The organism is Rhizobium sp. BT04 (genome assembly GCF_030053135.1).
In the GTDB taxonomy this organism is placed as follows: domain Bacteria; phylum Pseudomonadota; class Alphaproteobacteria; order Rhizobiales; family Rhizobiaceae; genus Rhizobium; species Rhizobium binxianense.
Genome location: NZ_CP125652.1, coordinates 3,449,583 through 3,476,440 on the forward strand (window position 1 = coordinate 3,449,583; position 26,858 = coordinate 3,476,440).

At 62.5% G+C, this 26,858-nt stretch carries 28 protein-coding genes; 16 read left to right on the plus strand and 12 right to left on the minus strand.

What is annotated here, in order from left to right; translation table 11 throughout:
- Window positions 1-22: 22 nt before the first annotated feature.
- Complete coding sequence (locus tag QMO82_RS25050) at window positions 23-1,009, plus strand: AraC family transcriptional regulator (RefSeq protein WP_183605463.1); 987 nt, start codon at window positions 23-25, stop codon at window positions 1,007-1,009.
- Between the two features lie 81 nt (window positions 1,010-1,090).
- Here the strand turns inward: QMO82_RS25050 and QMO82_RS25055 are convergent, their stop codons facing one another.
- The 6 genes from QMO82_RS25055 to QMO82_RS25080 form a co-directional block, all read right to left on the minus strand.
- Window positions 1,091-1,969, minus strand: a complete 879-nt coding sequence (locus tag QMO82_RS25055) for a GNAT family N-acetyltransferase (protein ID WP_183605464.1) — start codon at window positions 1,967-1,969, stop codon at window positions 1,091-1,093.
- Window positions 1,970-2,077: 108 nt separating this feature from the next.
- Window positions 2,078-4,357, minus strand: coding sequence for an ATP-binding protein (locus QMO82_RS25060; RefSeq protein ID WP_183605465.1), 2,280 nt, complete (start codon window positions 4,355-4,357; stop codon window positions 2,078-2,080).
- Between the two features lie 55 nt (window positions 4,358-4,412).
- Window positions 4,413-4,916: a signal peptidase II gene (gene lspA / locus QMO82_RS25065; protein WP_183605466.1), complete on the minus strand. Its 504-nt coding sequence runs from the start codon at window positions 4,914-4,916 to the stop codon at window positions 4,413-4,415.
- Complete coding sequence (locus tag QMO82_RS25070; protein WP_183605467.1) at window positions 4,913-5,773, minus strand: RNA methyltransferase; 861 nt, start codon at window positions 5,771-5,773, stop codon at window positions 4,913-4,915. Before QMO82_RS25070 ends, lspA begins: the two co-directional genes overlap by 4 nt.
- Window positions 5,770-6,867 carry a class I SAM-dependent methyltransferase gene (locus QMO82_RS25075; protein ID WP_183605468.1) on the minus strand — a complete coding sequence of 366 codons (1,098 nt, stop codon included), beginning with the start codon at window positions 6,865-6,867 and terminating at the stop codon, window positions 5,770-5,772. The genes QMO82_RS25070 and QMO82_RS25075 overlap by 4 nt, the downstream gene beginning before the upstream one ends.
- A 186-nt stretch (window positions 6,868-7,053) precedes the next feature.
- Window positions 7,054-7,644: an NUDIX hydrolase gene (locus QMO82_RS25080; protein WP_183605469.1), complete on the minus strand. Its 591-nt coding sequence runs from the start codon at window positions 7,642-7,644 to the stop codon at window positions 7,054-7,056.
- A 121-nt stretch (window positions 7,645-7,765) separates the two neighbouring features.
- Between QMO82_RS25080 and QMO82_RS25085 the strand changes: the two genes are divergently transcribed.
- The gene (locus QMO82_RS25085) at window positions 7,766-8,221 is read left to right on the plus strand and encodes a carbon monoxide dehydrogenase subunit G (protein WP_183605470.1); all 456 of its coding nucleotides are present in this window, start codon (window positions 7,766-7,768) and stop codon (window positions 8,219-8,221) included.
- A gap of 75 nt (window positions 8,222-8,296) precedes the next feature.
- Window positions 8,297-8,731 (plus strand): GNAT family N-acetyltransferase, encoded by a 435-nt coding sequence (locus tag QMO82_RS25090; protein ID WP_183605471.1) that lies wholly within the window; start codon window positions 8,297-8,299, stop codon window positions 8,729-8,731.
- Between the two features lie 53 nt (window positions 8,732-8,784).
- Here the strand turns inward: QMO82_RS25090 and QMO82_RS25095 are convergent, their stop codons facing one another.
- The 3 genes from QMO82_RS25095 to sppA all read right to left on the minus strand — a co-directional run bounded on the left by QMO82_RS25095 (window position 8,785) and on the right by sppA (window position 10,568).
- A complete protein-coding gene (locus tag QMO82_RS25095) occupies window positions 8,785-9,117 on the minus strand; it encodes a LapA family protein (protein ID WP_183605472.1) in 333 nt (110 codons plus the stop codon).
- A gap of 171 nt (window positions 9,118-9,288) precedes the next feature.
- The gene (locus QMO82_RS25100; RefSeq protein ID WP_003544934.1) at window positions 9,289-9,588 is read right to left on the minus strand and encodes an integration host factor subunit beta; all 300 of its coding nucleotides are present in this window, start codon (window positions 9,586-9,588) and stop codon (window positions 9,289-9,291) included.
- A 29-nt stretch (window positions 9,589-9,617) separates the two neighbouring features.
- Window positions 9,618-10,568: a signal peptide peptidase SppA gene (sppA, locus tag QMO82_RS25105; RefSeq protein WP_183606625.1), complete on the minus strand. Its 951-nt coding sequence runs from the start codon at window positions 10,566-10,568 to the stop codon at window positions 9,618-9,620.
- Window positions 10,569-10,792: 224 nt separating this feature from the next.
- Between sppA and lptC the strand changes: the two genes are divergently transcribed.
- The 7 genes from lptC (at window position 10,793) to ptsN (ending at window position 17,054) form a co-directional block, all read left to right on the plus strand.
- Complete coding sequence (gene lptC / locus QMO82_RS25110; RefSeq protein ID WP_183605473.1) at window positions 10,793-11,458, plus strand: LPS export ABC transporter periplasmic protein LptC; 666 nt, start codon at window positions 10,793-10,795, stop codon at window positions 11,456-11,458.
- A gap of 15 nt (window positions 11,459-11,473) precedes the next feature.
- Window positions 11,474-12,121 (plus strand): LptA/OstA family protein, encoded by a 648-nt coding sequence (locus QMO82_RS25115; RefSeq protein WP_183605474.1) that lies wholly within the window; start codon window positions 11,474-11,476, stop codon window positions 12,119-12,121.
- 40 nt (window positions 12,122-12,161) lie between these two features.
- Window positions 12,162-12,938, plus strand: coding sequence for an LPS export ABC transporter ATP-binding protein (gene lptB / locus QMO82_RS25120; protein WP_183606626.1), 777 nt, complete (start codon window positions 12,162-12,164; stop codon window positions 12,936-12,938).
- A gap of 152 nt (window positions 12,939-13,090) precedes the next feature.
- Window positions 13,091-14,650 carry an RNA polymerase factor sigma-54 gene (rpoN, locus tag QMO82_RS25125; RefSeq protein ID WP_183605475.1) on the plus strand — a complete coding sequence of 520 codons (1,560 nt, stop codon included), beginning with the start codon at window positions 13,091-13,093 and terminating at the stop codon, window positions 14,648-14,650.
- Between the two features lie 80 nt (window positions 14,651-14,730).
- On the plus strand, window positions 14,731-15,675 hold the full coding sequence (locus tag QMO82_RS25130) for a DMT family transporter (RefSeq protein ID WP_183605476.1): 945 nt from the start codon (window positions 14,731-14,733) through the stop codon (window positions 15,673-15,675).
- Window positions 15,676-15,943: 268 nt separating this feature from the next.
- Window positions 15,944-16,519: a ribosome-associated translation inhibitor RaiA gene (raiA, locus tag QMO82_RS25135; protein WP_003570772.1), complete on the plus strand. Its 576-nt coding sequence runs from the start codon at window positions 15,944-15,946 to the stop codon at window positions 16,517-16,519.
- A 70-nt stretch (window positions 16,520-16,589) separates the two neighbouring features.
- A complete protein-coding gene (ptsN, locus tag QMO82_RS25140) occupies window positions 16,590-17,054 on the plus strand; it encodes a PTS IIA-like nitrogen regulatory protein PtsN (protein ID WP_003570770.1) in 465 nt (154 codons plus the stop codon).
- Between the two features lie 69 nt (window positions 17,055-17,123).
- Here ptsN and QMO82_RS25145 read toward each other — a convergent pair whose 3' ends face one another.
- The 3 genes from QMO82_RS25145 to QMO82_RS25155 all read right to left on the minus strand — a co-directional run bounded on the left by QMO82_RS25145 (window position 17,124) and on the right by QMO82_RS25155 (window position 21,993).
- Complete coding sequence (locus QMO82_RS25145; RefSeq protein ID WP_183605477.1) at window positions 17,124-19,484, minus strand: methyl-accepting chemotaxis protein; 2,361 nt, start codon at window positions 19,482-19,484, stop codon at window positions 17,124-17,126.
- Between the two features lie 241 nt (window positions 19,485-19,725).
- Window positions 19,726-20,625, minus strand: coding sequence for a ribokinase (locus QMO82_RS25150; protein WP_183605478.1), 900 nt, complete (start codon window positions 20,623-20,625; stop codon window positions 19,726-19,728).
- Window positions 20,626-20,766: 141 nt separating this feature from the next.
- Entirely contained in the window at window positions 20,767-21,993 is a 1,227-nt protein-coding gene (locus QMO82_RS25155; protein ID WP_183605479.1) for a DNA recombination protein RmuC, read from the minus strand.
- Between the two features lie 205 nt (window positions 21,994-22,198).
- On the opposite strand from QMO82_RS25155, the gene QMO82_RS25160 reads away from it, so the two are divergent.
- The 6 genes from QMO82_RS25160 to truA all read left to right on the plus strand — a co-directional run bounded on the left by QMO82_RS25160 (window position 22,199) and on the right by truA (window position 26,852).
- Window positions 22,199-23,695, plus strand: coding sequence for a globin-coupled sensor protein (locus QMO82_RS25160; protein WP_183605480.1), 1,497 nt, complete (start codon window positions 22,199-22,201; stop codon window positions 23,693-23,695).
- Between the two features lie 98 nt (window positions 23,696-23,793).
- Window positions 23,794-24,309 carry a peptide deformylase gene (gene def / locus QMO82_RS25165; RefSeq protein WP_183605481.1) on the plus strand — a complete coding sequence of 172 codons (516 nt, stop codon included), beginning with the start codon at window positions 23,794-23,796 and terminating at the stop codon, window positions 24,307-24,309.
- A 65-nt stretch (window positions 24,310-24,374) separates the two neighbouring features.
- Window positions 24,375-24,659, plus strand: a complete 285-nt coding sequence (locus QMO82_RS25170; RefSeq protein ID WP_183605482.1) for a plasmid stabilization protein — start codon at window positions 24,375-24,377, stop codon at window positions 24,657-24,659.
- Entirely contained in the window at window positions 24,656-25,078 is a 423-nt protein-coding gene (locus tag QMO82_RS25175) for a type II toxin-antitoxin system VapC family toxin (RefSeq protein WP_183605483.1), read from the plus strand. Before QMO82_RS25170 ends, QMO82_RS25175 begins: the two co-directional genes overlap by 4 nt.
- Window positions 25,079-25,098: 20 nt before the next feature.
- A complete protein-coding gene (gene fmt, locus QMO82_RS25180) occupies window positions 25,099-26,034 on the plus strand; it encodes a methionyl-tRNA formyltransferase (protein WP_183605484.1) in 936 nt (311 codons plus the stop codon).
- Window positions 26,034-26,852 carry a tRNA pseudouridine(38-40) synthase TruA gene (gene truA / locus QMO82_RS25185; RefSeq protein WP_183605485.1) on the plus strand — a complete coding sequence of 273 codons (819 nt, stop codon included), beginning with the start codon at window positions 26,034-26,036 and terminating at the stop codon, window positions 26,850-26,852. The genes fmt and truA overlap by 1 nt, the downstream gene beginning before the upstream one ends.
- Window positions 26,853-26,858: the final 6 nt, after the last annotated feature.

The following is a 26,858-nucleotide window of genomic DNA, read 5'->3' on the forward strand; positions in this document are numbered from 1 at the left end:
AATATCAGCCGGTTGGTTTCCCATGCTAGACGCATCCGCCGATTTCACCGCCCGATTTCAGGGGGCAACTTTCGACGATATGGTCGAGGCCCTGACCAAGGGGTTTGGTTCGCTCGACGCATGGCGCAATGGCCGGGAGAAACCGCTCGACTGGAAGGTCGGGTTTTGGGGTGATGAAAGCTTGTCGCTGGTCAGCAACCAGGATTCCGGCGACTGGGGTGCAAGAACGGCACATGGAACGCCGGAAACTCTGGCAATCGTCGTTCCGCGTACGGGTGCCCTCAATGTCAGGCTTGGTCGGACAGTGGTCGAAGCCACGCCTGGGCGGCTGCTGTTGATGAACAATCTTGAGTCGGAATGGGTTTCCATCCGAGCAGCGCCTCACCGGTCGGACACACTCAGTCTGAACTGGACAATCATCGCTCAGGCCGCCGCCGCCATACTGGAGAGACCGCTGATCGGGACAATGGAGTTGGCGCCCGTCATCGATTTTTCCACGGCAGCGGGACAGTTGCTCGGCAATCTCGTCCAAACGATGATCATGGGCCTGCGCAACAACGGGCCGCTGCTTCACTCGCCGATCGCCATGGCGAACCTGACCCAGGCGCTTGCCGATCTCGTGGTGCGCTTGATTCCTCATCGGCTCTCGCATCTGCTCGACAAGAAAATCCATCTGATAACGCCGCGGCATATCCGTCGAGCCATCGAATTCATGCATGCCAACATCGCCCAGCCGCTGACGATGCAGAGCGTCGCGGAGGCGGCAGGCGTTTCCATTCGCGCTCTCGAAGTCGGTTTTCGCGACTTCAAGGGAGCCACACCGGCAGCCTATCTCAGGACGCTCCGCCTGCACGCCGTCCGCGAGGATCTCCGTGATCCGTCGAACCGACAGCCGTTGCGGGACCTCTGCTTGAAGTGGGGGTTCTTTCACTTTGGCCGTTTTTCGGCAATCTATCGGGCGGCCTATGGAGAAAAGCCGTCGGATACGAGAAAGCGATATGGTGGATGAGGGCGCTCATCCGTTAGACCGGCCGTCACTGGTTTTTCACAAGCGGCCCGCAACCGCTGCACATGTCCGGGAAGACCGGCATCAGCTCGCGAAGCGGCCGGCGTCGGCGCCGTAATAATTCAGGTAGCGGTCGGAAATGCTGGAGATCGGCAGCACGATTAGCACGTCGGTCGTGTTGAAGGCGTGATCGACGACCGCGCTGGCGCCGACCATGGCGCCGAGGCGCAGATAACCCTTGATGAGCGGCGGCAGGGCCATCAGCGCCCGCTTCGGGTTGATCGCCTCGACCGGCATCAGATCCATGTTGCGGGCGAGATCCGGCAGGGCGCCCACGGCCCATTCGTTCTTCGCCAGCACATTGTGGTAGAGGAAAGACAGCGCCAGAGCATGGCTTTCGAGGTAGATGCCGGGGAAAGAGGCGCAGCCGAACATGGCGCTGACGCCATGCTTCAGCGCATAGGCCCAGTTGCCCTGCCAGAGAAGCTCGACGGTGCGCTTGGTGCGGTATTCCGGCAACACGCAGGAACGGCCGAGCTCCATGAAGCGCTTGTCCGGATGTTTGGCGATGAGGCCTTCGATCTCGAATTCGGAAGCCGAGTAAAAACCGCCATTGGCGATGGCGACATCCTGGCGCAGCAGCCGGTAGGTGCCGACGATCTGGTCTTCCGGGTCACCCTCGATCGTGCGGTCGAGAACGAGAAGATGGTCGCAGACAGCGTCATAGGCATCGACATCCCGCTGGCGGCGCATGGCGTCCAGCGGCAGTTGCGCCTTCATTTCATTGACGAAGACGCGATACCGCACGGCCTGGGCGGCATCGATCTCGCGCGCCGTGCGGGCAAGGCGAGTTTCCAGATTGCCGATGCGGCCGAGGATGTCGCCGTCCTTCTGCGCAGCAGCCGTCGAGGGCCGTGCAGCCTCCGCGGTGGTGTCACGATTGAGGATGTCGATGGCGGACATGGCGATTCTCCCGTTGCCGGCTTATCGACGCCATAAAACACTTCTCTGCGACAGGAAAGTGACATATTGAATTTCCCAACGCAAGAAGCATGCCGGTCCCGCGGCACGTTACCGCGCCTCTGCCCGGCGGGCGGAAAGTGCGGCGACCGCCTGAACTTCGGTCAGCAGCCGCACCGGGTCGACCGGCTTGACCATGACGCGGTTGGCGCCGTTGAGTAAGACCTGGCGGCGCGATTCGTCGCTCTTGTCGGCGGTGAGAACGATCACCGGCACCGAGACGAGGTCGAGCCGCCTTTCGTGGCCGCGCAGGCGTCCCAGCATGTCGATGCCGTTCCCACCGGGCATCGACAGGTCGCTGATGATGATATCGGGCCGGGCATTCGCCTCGCCAAGGGCGCAATCGAGCAGCGCCTCGAAATCCTCGACATGGCGCACCTTATGCCCGCCCTTTTCCAGGACGACGCGCACCAGCATGGCATTGATCGGATCGTCCTCGCCAAGCAGGATGTTGAGCCCGCTCGCTGTCGCCATCGTCTCCGCCACGGAAAGGCCGAAGCCCGGCTGATTGTCGTTCAGCGCGTCGCGCTTCTCCATGCCGCGCATGCGCCCGCGCAACACGTCGATCAGCGATTGTTCGCGCAGCGGCCGGATGAGCCAGGCATCGAAAAGGTCGAGCGGATGGGCGCTGCGCTCTTCTGGATTGACGAGCAGCACCTTGCGCAGGCCAAGGGCTGCGATTTCGGCGCGATCGGCAAGATGGGCGGAAAATTCCGCCGACATGCGATGGTCGATGATGATATCGGTCGGCCGCTTTCCGCCTTTTGCCAAGCCGAGCAGCGTTGCCCGCGCGCTTTCGCCGTCGGCGACGAGGTGGCAGAGGCCGCCGAGCGCGGTGATCGTCTCGGCAATGGCGGCGCGCGCCGCACCTACCGGCGCCAAAAGCACGACGCTGTTGCCGGCAAGCAGCGTGTTTCGCCGGTCGGGGCGCTCGCTGCCGATATCGATAGGGAAGCGGATGGTGAATTCGCTGCCTCTGCCCTTTTCGCCGGTGACCGTCAGCGTGCCGTTGAATTCGCGCATGATCCGGGCGGAGATTGCAAGGCCGAGCCCGGTACCGCTGCTCTTGTCGGTAACGCTGCCGCCTTGCTCGAACTCGCCGAAGACGCGCGCCTGCTCCTCCGCCGTCATGCCGGGACCGCTATCGGTGACGGTGATCGATAGGTCGTCCGCGTCGAGGGACACGCGAATGAAGACACCGCCGACCTGGGTGAACTTCACGGCATTGCCGATGACGTTGAAGAGAACCTGGCGCAGGCGCGCCGGATCGAAGTTCATATTCTCCGGCACATCGGATGACACCGTGGCGCCGATCTCGATACCCTTTTCATGCGCCCGGTGGGCGAGCATCTCGACGACGCTTTCCAAGAGCTTGCGCAGCGATTCCGAGCGCGGGTGCAGCGCGAAGCGGCCGACCTCGATGGTGGAGAAATCGAGCAGATCCTCGACCAGCTGCGTCAGTGCGTGGCCGGATTGGCGGATATTCGCCAGATAGTCCTGCTGCTCCTGCGTCAGCCGCGTCTCGGCGAGCAGGTGTGTCATGCCGAGGATGCCGGAAAGCGGCGTGCGCACCTCGTGGCTGACGGTGGCGAGCAGCCTCGATTTGGCGGCGCTGTTATATTCGGCCTTCTGACGGGCCTCCTCGCGGCCCTGGGCGATGAGCCGCTCGTCGGTCACATCACGCGCCACGCTCTGCAGCAGCAGGCGGCCGTTTGCCGGGTCGCGGGTGACGACGTCGCGCCAGACAAAGATGCGCTGGCCGTCCGGCGTCGAAATCTCGACGTCGTAGCAGTGCGGTATCGGGCCGGGGCGGAAGGCAAGCCCGATCTCCTCGCAGCTCAGCCCCTCCGGATGCAGCCGCCCGGTCAGGCGGCAAAACGTGTCGTTGGCGGAGATGATACGCCGGTCCATGCTGCGGCTGACGGTGATGTCGCCGAGCACGTCGTGCACGTCGGCAAACAGCTTTGCGCCATCGTTCCAATCCGGCAGGGGTTTGCCGCCGCGCCGGGCTCTGCGCCTGCGAATCATCAGGACGGCATAACTTGATATGACGGCAAGGCCGAGAACGACAAGACCGCCCGACAGCAGCAGCGGATCGCCGGCATGGGCAAGCAGCGTCAGGATCATCGCGGCAAGGAGGCCGGCCCCACCAAGCCAGTAGAACAGCAGGCGCCGCGTCGTTGCAGGCCCGATCTTGCGGTCGTCGGCTGTCTGACGCGCCGATGCGCCGGGTCGCAAGGAGGAGCCCGCCATCCGCTCTTCATGCGGCTTGGCGGCGGGTCCGCCGAAGGCGGCGGACAATGTTTCCTGCAATTGTCCCAGACTTTGCATGGTATATGGCTAACATGAGGCCTCTTCCGAATGCCTTCAGGAATTCGATAAGATTTTAGCGGCCGGCCTTTTTCGGCAGCAGCAGCTCGTCGAGAATGACGCAGCCGGCGCCGATGGTGATGAAGCTGTCGGCGAGATTGAACACCGCGAAGGACCAGCTTTCGGTGTGGAACAGAATGTAATCGATCACATGGCCATAGGCGAAGCGGTCGACCAGATTGCCGATCGCGCCGGCGATGATCAGCGCATAACCGAGATGGGCAAGCCAGCGGTCCTTCGCCGTGCGGTACCACAGCCAGATGACGAAGGCGACGATGACGAGCCGCATGCCGACGATGAACCAGCCGTCCATGCCCGACAGCATCGAAAAGGCGACGCCGAGATTATAGGTGCGGTAGAGCGCCAGCATCGGAATGACCGGCACGGCCTCCTGCAGCGGCAGGTAATGATCGACAGTGATCTTGACGACCTGGTCGATGAGAACGGCGACGACGATGAAGAGGAGGATCGGCGCCGGGCGTGAAAACAGTGCGGGGCGTGCAAGCGTCTGTTCGGTCATTTGCCCTCGGCAAGTGAGAGGAGATGGCGGCGCGCCTCGAAAAGCATGACGGCGGTGGCGACGGCGAGGTTCAGGGAATCGGCGCGGCCCTGCTGCGGAATGCGGGCAAGCGCATCGGCTTCCCTGGCCAGCTGGTCCGGCAGGCCAGATTGTTCGTTGCCCATCAACAGCACGACGGGTTTTTTCCGGTAGTCGATCGTGCGGTAATCGACGGCGCCGGCAAGATGCGTCGCGACGACGGAGACGCCGGCCGATTTCCGCCAGGCGATGAATTCCTCCGGCGTCGCCCGCGCGACGGGAACGGCGAAGACCGAGCCCATGGTGGCCCGCACCGTTTCGAGCGAGAAGGGATCGGTCGTCTCTCCCAGCAGAATGATGCCGGAGGCGCCGGCCGCATCGGCGGTGCGGATGATGGTGCCGAGATTGCCGGGATCGCGCACCCGGTCGAGCGCCACCCAGGTCTCGCCATCCCTCGGCCGAATGTCCCGCAGCATCTTCCAGCGCTGCTCGAAGATGCCGACGACCATCTGCGGGTTGTCGCGGCGGGTGATCGAGGCGATGACCTTTTCGCTGACTTCGAGCACCAGCCCGCCCGAGGCGACGGTCTTTGCCGCCATCTGCTCGACCAGCGGCTTGCCCTTGGCCGCCTTGGCATAGACCAGCGTGCGGATCGTCCAGCCGAGCTCGATCGCATCGATGACGAGCTTCAGTCCTTCGGCGAGGAACGACCCGCTTTCCTCCCGCGACTTCTTGTTCGTCAGCGCCTTGATGTCTTTGATGATCGGATTGGCGAGCGAGGTGACTTCTTTCACCTGCCCGACCCTGCGCGGTCCCTGATCGTGGAAGTCCTTGCTCATTTCGGCACCCAGCGGGAAAAGAGGGAGGTGGAAAGCGCGCGGCCCTCGGTCTTGCCGTCGGTGCCCGCCTCGCGAATCACCAGCTCGCCGGATTCGACAACGCCGCCGGCGCCCCGCATCGTCTCGCGCATCAGCTCGTGGATCGAATAGAAACTGGCACGGATCGAATAGGCCGTCAGCACCAGGCCCACCGCCTTCGGCGACAGGATCTCGCGGCAGACATCGAGCATCAAGGGCAGATGCTCGAAGAGATGCCAGACTTCGCCGTTCGGGCCGCGGCCGAATTTCGGCGGATCGGTGAGGATGATGTCGTACTGGCTGCCGCGGCGCTCCTCGCGCAGGATGAATTTCATCGCATCCTCGCAGATCCAGCGGATCGGCAGCTTTTCCATGCGCCCGAGCGCCTGGTTTTCTCGCGCCCAGCCGATTGCCTTCTTCGAGGCGTCGACATGGGTGACTTCGGCGCCGGCTGCTGCGGCAACCAGCGAAGCGACGCCGGTATAGCCGAAAAGATTCAGCACCTTCAGCGGCCGGCCGGCCTTTTCGACCTGATCCTTCATCCAGCTCCAGTGCACGATCTGCTCCGGGAAGACGCCGACATGGCGGAAGGAGGTGAACCGGCCGAGGAAATCGACGCCGAGCAGATTGAGCGGCCAGGTCTCGCCGAGCGCCTCCTTCGGGAAGCGCCAGCGGCCGGTGCCTTCCTCGTCGGTATCGCCGGTGAAGGCGGCATCGACCTTCTCCCAGACGTGCGCGGGCAGCGAAGGCCGCCACAGCGCCTGGGCCTCCGGGCGAATGATGCGGTAGGGGCCGTATTGCTCCAGCTTTTCGCCGTTGCCGCTGTCGATCAGGTGGAAGTCGCCGGCCCCGATCGATTCGAGGATGACAGGCACGCGCTCAGCCGGACGCTCGCCGCTGCGCGTCATCAGCGGACGCTCGACGGCGGCGGGGGGAGCCGCCTGGCGCACCATCTCGCCGGCGGCCGCAGGCCGTGCGACCGGCTTCGGCGGCCGGCCTGTCCGATCGTTCCTTCGGCTTTCACCGGAAGAACCTGATGTCTTCTTCTGGCCCGGCCGGCCTTCTCTCTGTTTCAACGTGCTCTTCCGCGTCTCTGTCGGGGTGTCTTGTCGGCTGTACGTCCGCTGCAGCGCCGCGCGTCTTTCAGACGTGCAAAGGACGCTGCAGCACTTTGAATATGCAGTAGCCCAGAAAAGCGTGGCGGATCAACTGCGCAACCGGCCAAGCCTGGGCAAGAGGAGAGGGTTGTCCCGGCGCGGTGCCTATTTCAAGCCTTCGGACGCCTGCGTGCGAAGCCAGCTTTCCGCCGCATAGAGGGCTGCGACATGCATCGACTGCATGATGACGGCGCCGGACTGCAGGTCGCCAAGGATGGCAATAAGATCAGCAAACAGCAACTCGACCTTCTCGCCGGGGTCGAAACGCGGTTCGCCGGCCTTGCTCAGGCCGAGCGCCAGCCAGCTCGTCACCGCGTTGCTGTGGCTGGCGGCATTCGGATAGGAGGTGAGCAGTTTGATGAAGGTCGAGGCTTCATAGCCGGTTTCCTCCCGGAGCTCGCGTTGTGCTGCCGCCAACGCGGCATCGCCGCTGTTGCTGTCGCCGCGTTCGACGCCGCCGGCGACGAGACCGAGCACGATCTCGCCGCGGCCGTGCCGGTATTCCCGCGTCAGCAGCACGCGCCCGTCGGGCATCACAGGGATGACGTTGATCCAGTCGGGATAATCGAGCACATGAAAGGGCGCGATGACGGTTCCATCGGCGGTGACGCAATCGTCGCTCCGGAGCCGGATCCAGCGGTCCTCATAGGTGATACGGCTTGTCGTCACGCTCCAGGGCTTTAGTTCGTCGGTCATCGGCCCATCCCTTGTGTGTCAGATGTGTGTCATCAGAACCCGGCAGATAACATTCCGTCCCGCCTTGGCAAAGCGCTTTCCCGCTGGGATAAGGTGAGCGAATCGGAGATGGGGCTATCGAATGGATTTCACCGGCGAAGAACGCATCGCCGCGCCGCGGGACGTCGTCTGGGCAGCGCTCAACGATCCCGAGATCATGCGCGGCTGCATTCCAGGCTGCCAGAGCATCGAGCGGCTGTCGCCTGAGACCTTCGAGGCGACGATCAAGGTCAGGTTCAGCCTGTTGTCGGCCACCTTCCATGGTGTGCTGACGCTTTCAAATGTCGATGCGCCCAAGAGCTATACGCTGTCGGCCGAAGGCAAGGGTGGTCTTGCCGGCTTCGCCAAAGGCAGCGCCGATATCGTGCTCGAACAAAGCGGCGGCGAGACCATCCTGCATTATCGGGCAAAAGCAGAACTCGGCGGCAAGCTTGCCCAGTTCGGCGCACGCCTGCTCGATTCGACCTCGCAGAGGCTCGCCGAGGGGTTCTTTTCGGATTTCAATGCCGCCGTCGTCGCGAAGATGGCGGCCGGCTGATCCTGGCACAATGCCAGGCTTTGGGCCACGCGCTTGGGGCTTGGCGCGGGTCGGGGCTTGGGTTAAATCGACGTCATGACGTGGACCATCAGGCCGCCGCGTGCGGAAGACCAGGAAATGCTCGCGGAGATTTATCTTTCCGTGCGCCGCGAAACATTCGTCTGGGTCGATCCCGGCAAGTTCCACCGCGAGGATTTCGCCGCCCACACCAATGGCGAGACGGTCTTCGTCTGCGAGCATGAAAACGGCGGTGTAGCCGGCTTCCTGTCGCTCTGGCCGGCCGATGATTTCATCCACATGCTCTATATCAGCCCGGACTTCCAGGGGCAGGGTGCCGGGACGGCGCTGCTGCGGGCGCTGCCCGAATGGCCGCAACACCAGTACCGGCTGAAGTGCCTGGTGAAGAACCGACGGGCGAAGGCGTTCTACCTCGCCCATGGTTTCAGCGTGACCGGCAACGGCGCGTCGCCGGAGGGCGACTATGAGGAACTGAGCTTTTTTCCGGTTTGACCGCCGGCGTCTCGTCGAAATCCCAATGCATGCACAAAGAGCTTGAGCCGGTTTTACCGCGCCGGCAGCTGCCCGGCGATTTCCTCGGCGCGGCTCTTGTGGCGGTCGGCCTCACCCTGCCAGCGGATGGCTTCCTTGGCTTCGGTGCGGGCGCGCTTGCGGTGTTTGCCCTGGCTGAACCAGGTGGCGGCCGCGCCGATCAGCATGCCTGTGATGAGGGCGATGAATAGGAAGACGAAGAAGGGCGCGGAAAGCGCAAGCACCTGATCGTCAGGCCGGAACGGGTTGAAGGCGAGCGTGACGCTCTGCCGGTTGGCGACGCAGAAGACGATGAGGATGACACCGAGCGGCAGCAGAATCAACAGGTTGACGATCTTCTTGGCCATTTGAAGTCTCCATGCGTCGGATGCGCCGGTGTCTTTGCGCGGCGCTTTGCATCTACGCATCGGCCCGAAAAATGTGAGCGGTTTTCGGACGACATCATGCGCTCACTCTTGATCTAGAATAGGAAAACGGCGCCCGAGTTCAAGTGCGGTTTCGCCGCAGGCGGCCGCCGCTCAATCCTCTTCGTCGGCCTGGCCGGGATTCAGCCGCTCGCGCAGTTCCTTGCCGGTTTTGAAGAAGGGAACCCACTTCTCCTCGACGAAGACGGTATCGCCGGTGCGCGGGTTGCGGCCGGACCGGGAAGGGCGGTTCTTGACCGAAAACGCGCCGAAGCCGCGCAATTCGACGCGGTTGCCCGCAGCCAGTGCATCCGTGATCTCGTCGAGAACCGCGTTGACGATATTCTCGACGTCGCGATGATAGAGATGCGGGTTGCGTGCTGCAACAATCTGCACCAATTCGGACTTGATCACATTCGCCCCCTTAAATTATTGATTTCTTATCAATCCCGGCCAACCTGCCAAACTGAAAGCAGCCCGTCAAGAAGCAACTTTGGGGGCAGGATTCCATTGATATCCTGGCCTTTCAAGAGATCATCATAACCGAAGATCGTAATCAACCGCGAAACAGCCCCAGCGAGCAGAAACGGCGTATTGCTCTTCTTGTCCCAGTCCACCATCGGCAGGTCGGCGTCGACGCCGCGCGATTTGAGATAGGCACGGATCTCAGGCTCGCCGCCGATCGTATCGACGAGTTTCACCTTCAGCGCCTGGCGGCCGGTATAGATCGTGCCGTCGGCCAGTTTCAGCACCTCGTCGCGCGGCAGCTTGCGCCGGTCGGCGACCAGATCGACGAACCAGTTATAGCTGTCGACCACCATGTTGCGGATCATCGCCTTGGCCTCCTCGCTCGCCTCGTGGAAGGGCGAGGGCTCGGCCTTCAGCGGCGAGGATTTGATCTCCTGCAGCGACACGCCGATCTTGTCGAGCAGCGGCTGGATCTGGGGATACTGGAAGATGACGCCGATCGAGCCGGTGATCGAGCTGTCGCCGGCAATGATCGTATCGCCGGCAGTGGCGATCATGTAGCCGGCGGAGGCGGCAAGGGTGCGCACGTCGGAGACGACCGGCTTCTTGGCTGATATCGCGCGGATCGCCTTGAAGATTTTTTCGCCGCCATAGGTCGTGCCGCCGGGCGAGGAGATCGAAATCACCGCGGCCTTCACCTGATCGCTGGTCTCGACTTTCTTCAGCCGCTCCAGAAGCTCGTCGTCATCGACGATCAGCCCTGATATCGTCACATGGGCGATATGCGGGCGCTCCGTCGCGGCATCGCCGACGGCGAAGCGGTAGAAGGCGAAACCAAGTGCCACGACGAGGGCCATCGTGAAGAGGCGCCAGAACCAGAGCTTGCGGCGCAGCCGCCGGCGATCCGCAATCATCGAACTGTCCATAGAAACCTCCAGCGCAGGCCCCGGCTTCGGCACGCCGCCGAGAGGTCCGGTGAAATAGGTGGCAGCGGCGCGTACGAATGCCACTTTTTGATGTTTTTCCGTTTTGTTGCTTGTTGCAGAAAAAATTCCATATTGGCAAGCCAATGTAATAATGCGAAACGAACTGTGATTGGCGGCCGGCTTTGTTCTGAAGGCGCGGCGATCACCGCACATGGACGAGGCCTATGCTCGATACCCTGAAGAACAACGGACATGCCGCCTATGCCGGGTCCGGCAAGAGCGCCTATGGCGATGCGTTGTTCCATTCCGCCCGGGTGCGGCGGCTGAAGATTTTGCTGCCTTTGGCCGCCCTCATCATCGCGGCCGGCCTCACGGCGGTGGCGTTGGTCAGCATCTATCTGCCCGAGAATATCAAGTTGGAAGGCGCCAAGATCGAGAACGGCAAGGTCGTGATGGAAAAGCCGGCGATATCAGGCCGAAATTCCGACGGCATCAACTATTCGATGCTGGCCGAACGGGCGCTGCAGGACATCCGCAATCCCAATCTTATCACGCTCGAAACCATCAAGGCCGCCGTGCCGATGAATGACGGCCTGATCGCCCGCGTCGTCGCCTCGACCGCCGATTACAACCGCGCTACCGACAATCTGCATATGACGGCCCCCTTCACTTTGGTGCTGAGCAGCGGCCTCAATGCGAATTTCCAGTCCGCCCAGCTCGACATCAAGGGCGGAAACATGCGGAGCGACGATCCCGTCACCATCACCAAGGACAATGCCTCCATTCTTGCGCAGACGATGGAGATAACCGATAAGGGGCGGGTGATCACATTCGAGGGGAATGTTCGCATGAATGTCGATCCATCCACCATCCATAAACAGGGCACTTAACCAGCCGGGTCATCCATGACAAAAGATTGTCGCATTTCCACTTGCAAGACAGGCATGGCATTCGTTGCCGGCGCATTTGCCCTTATGCTGACGGCCTCGGGCGCGGGCGCGCAGCAGGCCGCCACGATGTCGGGCATGAAGCTTTCCAACGACCAGCCGATCCAGATCGAAAGCGACAAGCTGGAGATTCACGACCAGGAACACACGGCGCTGTTCACCGGCAAGGTCAAGGTCGTCCAGGGGACGACGACGATGCAGTCCGGCAAGATGACCGTCTATTACAAGGACAAGGCGGCAAAGCCGGCCGCCGACGGGACGCAACCTGCCGCCCAGCCCGCGGCGCAGCCGCAGCAGTCGGGCTCGCTGGCATCGGGAAGCGCCGATATCGACAAGATCCTGGTCACGGACAAGGTCCTCCTGACCTCGGGCACGCAGACGGCGACTGCCGATGACGGCAATTTCGACATGGCCTCGCAGACATTCGTCCTCACGGCGGATCAGGGCAACAAGGTTATTCTGTCGGACGGGCCGAACGTCTTTACCGGCTGCAAGCTGACGGTTCACATGCAAACCGGCCAGGCGGAGCTTGAAAGCTGCGGTGGGCGTGTCCAGATTCAGCTCGATCCGAAGTCGCAGCCGAATACGCAGCAGAAGCAGAACTGAGAAGCCGGCCTCCCACGTGAAATTATCATCGCTATCCACCATGTTCGGTAAGCCCGGGCCACAAGCTGCGGGTGCCGCCGACAAGAGCCGCTATCACGGAACGCTGATCGCACGCGGTCTGACGAAGACCTATGCGACGCGGCGCGTCGTCAATGGCGTCTCGCTGGTGGTGCGCCGTGGCGAGGCCGTCGGCTTGCTCGGCCCGAACGGCGCCGGCAAGACCACCTGTTTTTACATGATCACCGGCCTCGTGCCGGTCGATGAAGGCACGATCGAGATCGACGGCAACGATGTCACGACCATGCCGATGTACCGCCGCTCGCGCCTCGGCGTCGGTTACCTGCCGCAGGAAGCGTCGATCTTCCGCGGCCTGACGGTGGAAGAGAATATCCGCGCCGTTCTCGAAGTGCATGTCAAGGACAAGGCCGAGCGCGAGCAGAAGCTGAGCGAACTGCTGGAGGAGTTTCATATCCAGAAGCTGCGCAAGAGTGCCGCCGTCGCCCTGTCGGGCGGTGAGCGCCGCCGCCTTGAAATCGCCCGCGCGCTTGCGACCGACCCGACCTTCATGCTGCTCGACGAACCCTTCGCCGGCGTCGACCCGATCTCGGTCGCCGACATCCAGAATCTCGTTCACCACCTGACGGCGCGGGGCATCGGCGTTCTCATCACCGACCACAATGTGCGCGAGACGCTGGGTCTGATCGACCGCGCCTACATCATCCATGCCGGTGAGGTGCTGACCCATGGCCGGGCCAACGACATCGTCAACAATCCCGAAGTGCGCCGGCTCTACCTCGGCGACAATTTCAGCCTCTGAGCGGCTGATCCCTCAGAAATTCACCTTGCGGCATAGTTCCGCTTGACCAAATGAGATAAAAAAGCAATTTTTGGGCCAAGTTGGATTTCCGCGGCCCGAAGCCTTGATCGGACGCGGTTTCCCGGAGGAATTGAGGGAGTTTCGCGTCCGTCATGGCACTGTCCGCCAGTCTTTTCCTGCGCCAGAACCAATCCCTGGTGATGACACCGCAACTGATGCAATCCATCCAGTTGCTGCAGATGACGCATGTCGAACTCAGCCAGTTCATCGCCCAGGAAGTGGAGAAGAACCCGCTGCTCGAATTTCCGTCGAATGACGGCGAGGCAGGGTCCGAACGCGGCGAAGCCGAAGACGAGCCTTATGCTCGTTCACCCGAGGATGCAGGCTCGGACGACGGTGACGACAACCGCACCGAGGCGCTCTCCAGCGACTGGTACGACAATGGCGGCAGCGCCAGCACCAGCCGGCTGAACGACGAGCTCGACGCCAATTATACCAATGTCTTTCCCGATGACAGCGCGCCGCAGCGCCTCGATGCGCCGGAGCTCGTCGGCCAATGGAAATCGATGCCGGGCAGCGGCGAGGGCACCGATTACGATCTCGACGATTTCGTCGCCGGCCAGGTGTCGCTGCGCGATCATCTCGCCCAGCAGATCCCTTTCGTTCTGCCCGACATGGCCGACCGGCTGATCGCGCAGAACTTCGTCGATCAGCTCGACGATGCCGGTTATCTGCAAGCCGATATCGTCGAGACCCGCGAGCGGCTGGGCACGAGCCTCACCGCGGCCGAGCGCGTGCTTGCCGCCCTCCAGACGCTCGATCCGCCGGGGGTTTTCGCCCGCAGCCTCGCCGAATGCCTGGCGATCCAGCTGAGGCAGAAGGACCGCTACGACCCCGCCATGCAGGCGCTGGTCGAAAACCTCGAACTGCTGGCACGGCGCGATTTCGCCACGTTGAAGCGGCTCTGCGGTGTCGATGAGGAAGACCTTCTCGACATGCTCGGCGAAATCCGCCAGCTCAATCCCAAACCCGGCAGCGGATTCGAGACCGGCGTTTCCGAAGCGATCATGCCCGACGTGGTCGTCAGGCCCTCCTCGGACGGCGGCTGGCTGGTCGAGCTCAATCCGGATACGCTGCCACGCGTGCTTGTGAATCAGTCCTATTTTTCCCGCGTGACCAGGAATGGCGAGGATCACGCCTTCCTCTCCGATTGCCTGCAAAGCGCCAACTGGCTGACGCGCAGCCTGGACCAGCGGGCGAAGACCATCATGAAGGTGGCAAGCGAGATCGTCCGCCAGCAGGACGCCTTCCTGCTGAACGGTGTCGACCACCTGCGCCCGCTGAACCTGAAGACGGTCGCCGAGGCGATCAAGATGCACGAATCCACCGTCAGCCGCGTCACCTCGAACAAATACATGCTGACGCCGCGCGGTCTCTTCGAGCTCAAATATTTCTTCACCGTCTCGATCAGCGCCGTTGCGGGCGGAGACAGCCATTCGGCCGAGGCGGTGCGTCACAAGATTCGCGCGCTGATCATGCAGGAAAGCCCGGACGCGGTGCTCTCCGACGACGATATCGTCGACATGCTGAAAAAGGGCGGCATCGATCTCGCCCGCCGCACTGTTGCGAAATACCGGGAGGCCATGAACATCGCCTCCTCGGTCCAACGCCGCCGCGAAAAGCGGGCCCTCGCCAAGGTCGCCGGCTTCTGACGCTGGGATGCTTCGGCCTCGATCGAAGCATCCCGCCCGCAAATTGCGCTATTTCTCCGGTGTTTTGAACCAACAGCGAAATGCCAACCATGCCGCAAAATCCGAATCTTGCCAGGGAGCTTTCCCTGCTGCTGGCGCTGGCGACCCTCTGGGGCTCCTCCTACACCTTCATCAAGATCGGTGTCGAAACCATTCCACCGCTTACGTTGATCGCCGCGCGCACGCTGATTGCCGGCGCCATTCTGCTTGCCGTCCTCCGCCACCGCAAAATCCGCCTGCCCAATGACCTCGCGACGTGGCAGCGGTTCTTCCTCCAGGCCTGTCTGAACAGCGTCGTTCCCTTCACCCTGATCGCCTGGGCGGAACAAACCGTCGATGCGGGATTGGCGGTGATTCTCAATTCGGCAACGCCGATCTTCACCTTTCTGCTGACCGTGCTGATCACCCGCCATGAGCAGGTGACGGTGCGAAAGCTTTTCGGCGTCATGGCGGGCCTTGCCGGCATCTGCCTCGTCATCGGCCTTGAAGCGCTCGGCGGGCTCGGCGAAAGCCTGATGGCCCAGCTTGCCATCATCCTGGCGACCGTCTGTTATGCAGGTGCCGCGATTTTCGGCAAGAACTTCAAGGGTCTCGATCCCGCTGTGCCGGCGGCCGGCTCGTTGATCTCGGGCGCCGTCATTCTCTTGCCCGTCGGCCTCGTCGTCGATCGGCCTTGGGAACTCGATCCGTCGACGGCATCGATGCTGGCGCTGCTTGGCCTTTCCGCCTTTTCGACCGCGCTTGCCTTTGCGATCTATTTCCGTCTCGTCCAGACGCTGGGTTCGGTCGGAACGACCTCGCAAGCCTATCTCAGGGTGCCGATCGGCGTTGCGATCGGCATCGTCTTCCTCGGCGAAAGGCTGAGCCCGACGGCATGGATCGGACTCGTTTGCGTCATAGCAGGTGTCGCAGCCATGACGATCCCGGCAAGGATGGCCGCACTCATAACGGGAAGACCCTGGAAGCCATTGGTTGGCGATCGGTGATAAGCGCTGTGTAGCAGTGTGCCGCATGCACGCAAGGCGAGCATTAGTGATCGCAGTTTTTCGCCCTATTGACTTTTCGGCAGCGGCTGGCTAGAAGCCCGCCGCAATCGATGCCGCGAACGGCGTCTGGAGTTATCCCCAACATCAGAAGGGCACCAAGGACCAGCAGGCTGACGCCGATCTTGCTTGAGATTGCGCGAAGTGCTTGGATGAACCTGAGGCTTGGCGTAAACTGATACCCGCAAACGACGATAAGAAGGGAAACTCCATGAGTGTGCGTGTGTCCGGTAAACATATGGAAATTGGTGAATCGTTCCGTCAAAAGATCGAGGACCAAATTGGTATGGCCATCACGAAATACTTCGACGGGGGATACTCGGGTCAGGTGACCGTGGAAAAGGCGAGTTCTCGTTTCTCCGCTGACTGCAAGCTTCATCTCGACAGCGGGGTGGTGTTGCATGCGGCCGGTGAAGCGACCGATCCCCAGCTGGCTTTCGACGCCGCTTCGGAGCGCATCGAAAAACGGCTGCGCCGCTACAAGCGCAAGCTGAAGGACCATCATGCCGGAAACCATCTGAACGGTTTTGCAGAAGTCTCCTACACGGTCATGGATTCCGTTCCTGACCACGAGGATGAAATTCCCGACGATTTCGCCCCGGCAATCGTCGCCGAAAGCACGAAGCAGCTGAAGACCATGTCGGTCGCTACCGCCGTGATGGCGCTCGACATGACCGACGAGCCGCTTCTCCTGTTCCGCAGCCCCGGCAAGGAACATCTGAACATCGTTTACCGTCGGCACGACGGAAATATTGGCTGGATCGATTCAGCCAATATCAAAGGCTGAGATCTGGGCGGTGAGCGGCGGTAATGCCGCCGCTCCTTGCATTTGATCCCGGCGACAGAAGGAAAAAGAAATGGCATTGGCAGATTTGCTCCATCAGGATGCGATCATTCCCGCCCTCAGAGTAAATTCCAAGAAACAGTTGCTTCAGGAGTTGGCCGCAAGAGCCGCCAGGATCACCGGGCTGTCCGAACGGGAGATCTTCGACGTCATCCTGCAACGCGAACGCCTTGGCTCGACCGGCGTCGGCAACGGCATCGCCATTCCCCACGGCAAGCTGGTCAACATCCATTCGATCGTCGGTATCTTCGCCCGGCTGGAGCAGCCGGTCGACTTCGAGGCGCTGGACGACCAGCCCGTCGATCTCGTCTTCCTGCTGCTGGCGCCGGAGGGCGCGGGTGCCGATCATCTCAAGGCGCTGTCGCGTATCGCCCGCGTGCTGCGCGATCACGATCTCGTCGCCAAGTTGCGCGCCACCGATTCCGCTTCGGCGATCTACGCTTTCCTCAACGAAGAGCAGACGTCGAACGCCGCTTAAGCCCATCATCCGCGAAATGTGAAGGGCGCCTGGAAATCAGGCGCCCTTTGCATTTAGACGGCGGAACGATCAGAACTCTTCCCAGCTGTCCTCAGCCACGGCCGCCGAACTGCGCGACGGGGCAACCGCTCGGCGGACCGCAGGAGCGGCCGCGCGGATTGCTGGAGCGGCCACGCGGTGCGAGGCGACCGCGGCAACGGGCGTCCGCATCTTTTGCGCGACGGAGGCAAGCGCCGCGGCGTTGCCCGAGCCCGAGACGTTGAAGCGCGTGGCAAGCGCCTTCAGCGTCTGGGCTTCGTCGTTGAGCGCGACGCTCGCGGCCGTCGCTTCCTCCACCATCGCTGCGTTCTGCTGCGTCACCTGATCCATCTGGTTCATGGCCTGGTTGATTTCCTTCAGGCCGACGGCCTGTTCGCTGGCCGATGCCGAGATCTGCCGGATGAGCTCGTTGATGCCCATCACCTGCTCGGCGATCTTGTGCAGCGTGCCGCCGGCGCGCCCGACGAGGTCGACGCCTTCCTTGACCTGGACGGCCGAGGTGTTGATCAGCGTCTTGATCTCCTTGGCGGCGGTTGCCGAACGCTGGGCGAGCTCGCGCACCTCCTGGGCGACGACGGCAAAACCCTTGCCGGCTTCGCCGGCGCGGGCCGCCTCGACGCCGGCGTTCAACGCCAGCAGATTGGTCTGGAAGGCGATCTCGTCGATGACGCCGATGATCCTGGAAACCTCCGTCGAAGACTGCTCGATCCCCTGCATCGAGGCAATCGCCTTCTGCACCACTTCGCCAGATTTTTCGGCATCCTGGCAGGCGAGGTTGACATTGTCGGCGGCGGTACGCGCATGATCGGCGCTGGAATCGACCTGTGCGGTGAGCTCGTTGAGCGCGGCCGCCGTCTCTTCCAGGCTTGCCGCCTGCTGTTCGGTGCGCTTGGCGAGGTCGGAAGCGCTGTTGCTGATCTCGCCGGTGCCCGAGCCGATATTGGCGACGCTGAGGGTCATCGTGTTGATGGTCTCTTCAAGGCTCGCAAGGGCGGCGTTGAAATCCTGTTTCAGCTTGCCGTATTCGCCGGGGAATTCGTCGGTGATGCGGTAGCCGAGATTGCCCTGCGACAGTTCCGAAAGGCCGGCGCCGACGATCGAGACGATATGGCGTTGCAGCGACACCGATTGCTGGCGTTCCGATTCCGAACGGCTGCGCTCGCTCTCCGCCGCATGCCGCTCTCTGGCGGCATCGTCTTCGAGGCGACGGCTGTCGGCGAGTGTGAAGCGGAAGCCTTCCAGCGCCTTGGCGACCGAACCGATTTCGTCGGTGCGGTGCTGGGCTGCGACCGGTTCGTCATATTTGCCGTTGCCGAGCGCTTCGACGCTGGCAACGAGCCCGCCGAGCGGCCGTTGCACCAGCGAGCGGACGGCGAAATAGAGCGCCAGCATGACAGCGCCGAGCACGATCAGGCCGTTGATGATCATCATGTAGGTCTGGTCCCGTACCGGCGCGTTGATCGCGGTGTGCGGTACGTCGACGAGCACGACCCAGGTGGCGTTGACGCCGGGAACCGCGAACGGATAGACGACGCGGTCGAAGGGGGCGAGACCGTCATAGGTGAGGTTGCTGACCAGGCCGGGCTGTTTGCTCGACAGGGTCGACTTGACGACGTCGGCGCCTTCGCCGTCATACGGCTTGGTCATCAGGTTGGGGACCGGCGCGACGATCCAGTTGCCGGCCTGCGACAGCAGTGTCACGCGGCCGGAGCCGAAAGGATGCAGCGCCTGCAGCTTGTCGGTCAGCGACTTCAGCGAGATATCGACGCCGCCGACGCCGATCATCTTGCCGCCTGATATGACCGGATAGGCAATCGAGGTCAGCAGCGTCGGCACGTCGGTGCCCTCGGCCATGTAAGGCGTCGTGATCGCGCCCTTGCCGCTGTCGGCGGCGAGCTTCCACCATTCGGCGGTATAATCTTCATCGAAGGTCGAATACTGGACGCCGCCATCCTTGGTCTTCGACCAGTAGGGCGTGAAGACGCCGTTCTTGTTGACGCCTTCGTCCTTGTTGTTGGCAAGCTCGGTGATCTTGCCGTCAAGCGCACCGGGCTGCTCGCAGAACCAGCTGCCGAAGGCGAAGGCATTCTGCTCGAGATTGGCCTTCAACACGTTGATCATGCCCTTGCGATCGAGCGACTTGCCTTCATGGGCTCGGCCGAGCACACCCATCATGCTGCGGGCGGCGCTGGCGAGTTCGCCGACATTGGCGGCGATTTCATTGGCGATCGATTTTGCCTCGAGGTTGGCCTGATCCATCGTCAGCGTCTGGACGCGATCCCGGGTCTGGCCGATGAGGAAAAAGTTAGAAACGATGAGGACAAGGGCGATGGCGACGCCGGTGATGACGATGAGTTTCGCCGCAAGCGATTTCATTCGAAAAGTGAACATGGGATCCTCGGGCAAGCATGCGCCGAACGGGCATTCTCCGGCGCAGGAGCAAAGGCATCGCCCCGTCATGGAGCAGCCGTGTAAGCCGCGGATCCGCAAATGCGACGATCCGGCGATCACCGGGAAGATCGCCGGAGACCTCTTAAATTTGAGTGAAACTTTAGTGGTTCATATGAGGAAAGCCGCAGAAACACCCCTCAAAATTGAGGGAGGCCTGACGACGTGTCGCGAGGGGCGCAGACTATATTCTGTCTGCGACTTCCTCACTCAAGGGAATTGAGGGCTGCGCGCCTGATTTGAGGCAGGCGAGCGAGCCGGCAACGGCCGCGCGGCGCAGCGCCGTGGCAAAATCGAGGCCGTCGTCGAGGCTTGCAGCGAAATAGCCGCAGAATGTGTCTCCCGCGCCGACGGTGTCGACCGGTTCGATCTTCAGCCCCTGCGCCCTTGAAATCGCCCCGTCGCGGATGGCGATGACGCCGTCGCCGCCAAGCGTCACGATCAGCGTCTGGCCGGTTTCGGCGTGCAGGCGCTGAAGGGCTGCCTCACGCGCTTGGGCATCCATGCCGTCCTGTCCGGCAAGCCGCTCGAACTCGGTCTCATTGGCAATGACGATATCGGCGAGCCGGCCGAGGCGGGCCGCATCGGGGATCAGCGGAGCAAGGTTGAGGATGCTGGTGACGCCCTTGGCGCGGGCGGCCGACAATGCGCGTTCGACGGCGGCGGCCGGCACTTCGAGCTGCAGCATCAGGATGTCGCCTTCGCTCATGCCGCCGATTGCCGTTGCGGCGTCGTCAGGCGTGACCTGGCCATTGGCGCCGGGAACGACGGCGATCATGTTTTCGCCGTCGCCGCCGACCAGGATCAGCGCCGTGCCTGTGGGACCGTCGACATGCCTGACGAGAGAAAGATCGGTTCCCGCCGCATCGAGCAGCGAAAGGGCATCCGCGGCGAAGCTATCCTTGCCGACGGCGCCGGCCATATGCACATAGCGGCCGGCGCGGCGGGCGGCGAGCGCCTGGTTGGCGCCCTTGCCGCCGGCGGCCGTGGCAAAACCGTTGCCGGCCACCGTTTCGCCGGGCTTCGGCAGGCGCTCGGTGGTGGCGATGAGGTCCATGTTGATGGACCCGAAAACTGTGATCATCAGGGTGTCCCGTCTTTTGGAGCCAGCAACTGACGTCATGCTCCAATTCTTCGATAGAGCGTGATGCCGAAAACTCAGCGTGGTTTTCCGACGGCATCATGCTCCTGCTGTTTCTTGCGGGCGAGACACTGCCCGAAGCGGTCACTCCTCGTCAACCACCCGGAGCTTGAGAAGACCGGTGCGGCTTTCCACCGATTTGGCGGCGGGTTCGCTGTCGCGGGCAGGCTTTTCGTCGCCGCCGCCGGCCTCGAATTCCAGCGCCTCGATCTTGGCGCCGCGCCTGGTGAGTTTGTCGGCCGAGGTGACCACCATGTCGATATCCTTCTGCGCCATGGCGAAGTGGCCCTGCAGCTTGCGCACCCGCTCGTCGAGGCGGCTGAGATCCTCCATCAGGATCGCCACCTCGCCCTGGATCAGATGTGCCTGCGCCCGCATGCGCTGGTCCTTGAGCACCGCCTGGATGACCTGGATCGACAGCATCAGCAGCGACGGCGAGACGATGACGATGCGCGCCCGGTGCGCCTTCTGCACCACGGCCTCGAAGTTCTCGTGGATCTCGGCGAAGATCGATTCCGACGGCACGAAGAGAAAGGCCGTATCCTGGGTTTCCCCCTGGATCAGATATTTCTCGGAAATGTCCCTTATATGGACCTCCATGTCGCGGCGGAACTGCTGGCCGGCGATCTTGCCGGCCTCCGGGCTGCCGGCGTCGCGGATGGCGTTCCAGGCTTCGAGCGGAAATTTCGCATCGATGACCAGCGGCGGCGCGCCGTTCGGCATGCGGATCGTGCAGTCCGGCCGCGAGCCGTTGGACAGCGTCTGCTGGAAGGTATAGGCGCCCATCGGCAGGCCGTCGGCGACGATCGTTTCCATCCTCGACTGGCCGAAGGCGCCGCGCGTCTGCTTGTTGGACAGAATGGCCTGCAGCCCGACGACATCCTTGGCGAGGGTCTGGATATTGTTCTGTGCGGCATCGATCACCGCCAGCCGTTCCTGCAGCCGCTGCAGGTTCTCATGCGTCGATCTGGTCTGCTCGGTGATCGTCGAGTTGACACGCTGCGACATGCCGTCGAGGCGTTGGCTGATCGTCTGGTTGAGTTCACTCTGCCGCGCGCCGAAGACTTCGGTCATCGCCGCGATGCGGCCCTGCATCTCCGCCTGGATCTTCAAAAGCTCGGCCATGCGCGCTTCGTTTTCCCCAGCGCGGAAGCTCGCCTCCTCCGCCTGTTCGCGGCGAAGGCTGGCGCTGCGCAGCAGAAGCACGATCACCAGCAGGGCGAGGGCGGCGAGAACCCCGCCGGCAAGCGCCAGCATGGCCGGACTGATCGAGGCAAGGGAAAGGGCGAGCGATTCGGAATGGACGGTCATGCCGCGAGCATAACAGAAGACACGGCGATATATAGATCAAAACGTGAACGAAATTGGCAGTCCTCACTATCTTCCCCCCGCTGCGGCTCCTGCCGGCGCCTGAGAAAAAATCGCGCGCCGATTTAACGATTGCTCAACCATATTCGCCAAAACCTGTGGCGCAGAAATTCCTTCCCGCGCCTCGCGCCAAGTACAGAGACCCTCCATGACATCCCAGCAGACCGACAGTGCCCTCAGGCAACGCCTCGATTTCATCGAACTGGATGAGGCGGCGCGCAAGTCGATGCGGGATCTGCGCCCTGTCATATCCGAGCTAATCGGCGGCGCCCTTGATAAATTCTATGCCAAGATCGCCAGGACCCCTGCTGTTTCAGGCTTTTTCGCCGATAAGAACCATGTCGGCCATGCCAAGAAGCGCCAGCAGGATCATTGGGCCAATCTTGCCGGCGGCGCCTTCGACGAGAGCTATGTCAACGGCGTGACCGCGGTCGGCCGGACGCACGCCCGCATCGGGCTGGAGCCGCGCTGGTATATCGGCGGTTACGCCATCGTCATGTCCGAGCTGGTCAAGGGCATCATGGAAAAGCAGTGGCCGTCGGTCTTCGCGCGCCAGCAGGGCAAGCAACTGGCCGAGAAGCTGTCGGCCGTTATCAAGGCCGGCATGCTCGACATGGACTATTCCATCTCGGTCTATCTGGAGACGCTCGAAGCAAAGCGCCGCGCTCTGGAAGAGGAGCGTGCCCAGGCCGAATCCGATCAGGCGACCGCGCTGGAGCAGCTGCGCCGCGCTCTGGAAGCACTGTCGAAAGGTGATCTCGAAGCCACCCTGCCGTCCGACCTGCCGGGCAATTTCAGGCAGATGGCCGAGGATTACAACCGCGCCGTCAGGGCGCTAAGCCAGTCCTTCGCCTCCGTGCGCGAGACCTCGGGCCAGATCATGAGCGGCGCCGACGTCATTTCCAATGCCACCAACGATCTGGCGCTGCGCACCGCCCAGCAGGCGGCAGGCGTCGAGGAGAGCTCGGCCGCCCTGCAGCAGCTTTCCGTCAGCGTCGGCCAGACCGCCGCCAATGCCGAGAAGGCTTCGGCCGCCGTGCGCGAAACGCAAGAGAAGGCGAAGAACTCGGGCGAACTCGTCACCAGCGCCGTCTCGGCGATGGCCGGCATCGAGAAATCCTCGACCGGGATCTCCAAGATCATCGGCGTCATCGATGAGATCGCTTTTCAGACCAATCTTCTGGCGCTGAACGCCGGTGTCGAGGCCGCCCGCGCCGGCGATGCCGGCAAGGGCTTTGCCGTCGTCGCCCAGGAAGTCCGCCAGCTTGCCCAGCGTACGGCGGAAGCGGCCAAGGAGGTCAAGAACCTGATCTCGCAGAGCTCGACCCAGGTCAACGAGGGTGTCGGCATCGTTTCCAGCACCGGTGAGGCACTGAATGACATGATCAGCCGCATCGACATCATCAACCGTTTCGTCGCCGATATCGCCGCCGCCGCCCGCGATCAGGCGACCGGCGTCAACGAGGTCAGCGTCGCCGTCCGCAACATGGGGGCGATCACCCAGCAGAATTCGGACATGGTCGAACAATCGTCGGCGGAAACCCGCCGCCTCAAGGACGAGGTGGAAAGCCTGATCGAGCTGCTGCGGCGCTTCCGCGCCCGGCCGGAGGGCCGTGCCGTCACCGCTGCCCGCCGGGCGGCGTGAGGCGAATATGGCGAAATTCCGGGCGGGGATGGGAAAAAAGCGTCTTCCCCGCCCGCCGGATAATTCCATAGTCGGAAAAGATGGGTTATGGGAACGCCATGACCATCAAGCCACTCATCATTCTTCCCGATCCCCTTCTCCGCCAGCTCTCCAAGCCGATCGAGCGGGTCGACGCCGACCTGCAGCGCCTTGCCGACGACATGCTGGAAACCATGTACGACGCGCCGGGCATCGGCCTTGCGGCGATCCAGATCGGCGTACCGCGCCGCATGCTGGTGATCGATGTGTCGCGCGAGGGTGAAGAAAAGCAGCCGCAGGTCTTCATCAATCCCGAGATCGTCACATCGTCCGACGAGCGCTCGGTCTATGAGGAAGGCTGCCTGTCGATCCCGGATTATTATGCCGAGGTCGAACGCCCCGCCGTCGTCTCGGTCAAATATCTCGACCGCAACGGCAAGGAACAGACTGTTGAAGCCGACGGCCTGCTCGCCACCTGCCTGCAGCACGAGATCGACCATCTGAACGGGGTGCTCTTCATCGATCATATCTCGCGGTTGAAGCGGGAAATGGTCATCAAGAAGTTCACCAAGGCGGCGAAGTCCAAGGTGCTCTGAGCAGCACGTTGAAAATTCACCGGTGAGGCACTATGATATCACTGATATCATGATGGAGGCGCCGCATGGGTGATTTTCTGATCAGAAATATTTCCGAGGCGATGAAGCGAGACATTGCGGAATCGGCACAGCGGAGCGGAAACAGCCTTTCCGACGAGGCCAAGGAACTTTTGCGGGAAGCGCTGAAAAGGAAAACCGAAGCAAAGCCCGAGAGTCTGTCGGCCTACGAAGCAATACGCGCCGCTTTTGTCAGCGAAAACGCAGTGGACGATGAATTTGCTGCAATCATGGACGAAATCGAGGCCGCGCGGAAAAAGGATTTCGGCCGGCCGTTCGAGGATTTCGAATGATCGTTCTCGATACGAATGTGGTTTCCGAGTTCGCCAGGCCATTGCCAAGTGAAAAGGTGAAGGCCTGGATATCGCTGCAGGATGCCTCGAGAATCTGGCTTTGCACGGTCGGGCTGATGGAGCAGATTTACGGAGCCGAAAGGGTCCTCCTGAAAACAGGATCGGACCGCTTCTTCCGGGCTATCGAGAATTTGGTGAAGGGCCAATTTCGTGAGCGTATCGTCGGCTGGGATTTGGAAACGGCTATAGTAACCGGTCGTTTGCGGGCGAAACGCGAAAGCATAGGGCGGCCGATTTCGGTCCAGGATGCCATGATTGCCGCCATCTGCCTTGCCAACGGCGCGACGCTCGCCACCCGCAACACCAGAGATTTCGAGGAGCTTGATCTCAAGCTCGTAAACCCGTTTGAAGACGGCTGATCCTCAATTGGCGAGATAGAATGTCTCTTCGCATCATTTTCATGGGAACCCCGGAGTTCTCGGTTCCGACCCTGCGCCTGCTCGTCGATGCCGGCCACAGGATCGTTGCGGTCTATACCCAGCCGCCGCGGCCGGGTGGACGGCGCGGGCTCGATCTGCAGAAATCGCCGGTGCATCAGGCCGCCGAACTGCTCGGTCTGCCGGTCTTCACCCCGGTCAATTTCAAGGACCCGGAGGAGCGCGAGCGATTTCGTGGCTTGAATGCCGATGTCGGCGTCGTCGTCGCCTACGGACTGTTGCTGCCGGAGGCGATTTTGAACGGCACGCGGGATGGCTGCTACAACGGCCACGCCTCGCTGCTGCCGCGCTGGCGGGGGGCCGCGCCCATCCAGCGGGCGATCATGGCGGGCGACGCAAAGACCGGCATGATGGTGATGAAGATGGACAAGGGGCTCGATACCGGCGCCGTGGCGCTGACCCGCGAAGTCGAGATCGGCCCGAACATGACGGCTGGCGAGCTGCACGACCGGCTGATGCTCGTCGGCGCCAAGGCGATGGCGGAGGCCATGGTGAAGCTGGAGATGAACGATCTGCCGCTGACGCCGCAGCCGGACGAGGGCGTGCTCTATGCCGCCAAGATCGACAAGGCCGAGACCCGCATCGATTTCGCTGGAAATGCCGGGGATGTTCACAACCATATCCGCGGCCTGGCGCCGTTTCCGGGCGCCTGGTTCGAGCTCGAAATCGGCGGCAAGCCGGAACGGGTGAAAGTGTTGGCTTCCGAGTTGGCTGACGGCCAAGGCGCATCGGGCGAATTGCTGACGGACGATCTCGTGGTCGCCTGCGGTTCGGGTGCGGTGCGGCTGACCAGGCTGCAAAAGGCCGGCGGCAAGCCGCTGGCCGCGGCCGATTTCCTTAGGGGCACGCCGCTTGCAGCCGGCACGAGGCTTCGCTGATGCCGCGTTTCCGCATGACCGTCGAATATAACGGCGGGCCGTATGTAGGCTGGCAGCGGCAGGAGAACGGTCCCTCGGTGCAGGGCGCGATCGAAGCGGCGGTGCTGTCTCTGACCGGCGAGACGGTATCGATCCGCGGCGCCGGCCGCACCGATTCCGGCGTTCATGCCATGGGGCAGGTAATCCATGCCGATCTTACGAAGGAGTGGTCGCCCTACAAGCTGCAGAATGCCTTGAACGCGCATCTCAGGCTCGCCGGCGAGCGTGTCTCGATTATCGAGGTCGAGGCGGTTCCTGAATTCTTCGATGCCCGGTTCTCGGCGCTGCGGCGCCACTATCTCTACCGCATCATCAGCCGCCGCGCGCCGCTCGCGCTCGAGGCCGGCAAGGCCTGGTGGGTGCCGAAGGCGCTCGACCACGCGGTCATGCATGCCGCTGCCCAGCGGCTGGTCGGCCGGCACGATTTCTCCACTTTCCGATCCGCCCATTGCCAGGCAAACAGCCCGGTGCGCACGCTCGACCGGCTGGATGTGACGCGCAATGGCGAGTTGATCGAGATCCGCGCCACGGCGCAGAGTTTCCTTCACAATCAGATCCGTTCCTTCGCCGGCACGCTGAAGCTCGCCGGCGAAGGCAAATGGACGCCAGACGATGTCGAGGCAGCACTCGAGGCGCGCGACCGCAAGGCCTGCGGCCCGGTGGCGCCGCCGGACGGGCTCTATTTCATGCAGGTGGATTATCCCGAGGTGATCATCGACCGCCGCAGGCCTGTCACCAACGCCGATATCGATGCCGATGAGACTGATGATCCGTTGTAAGCTTGC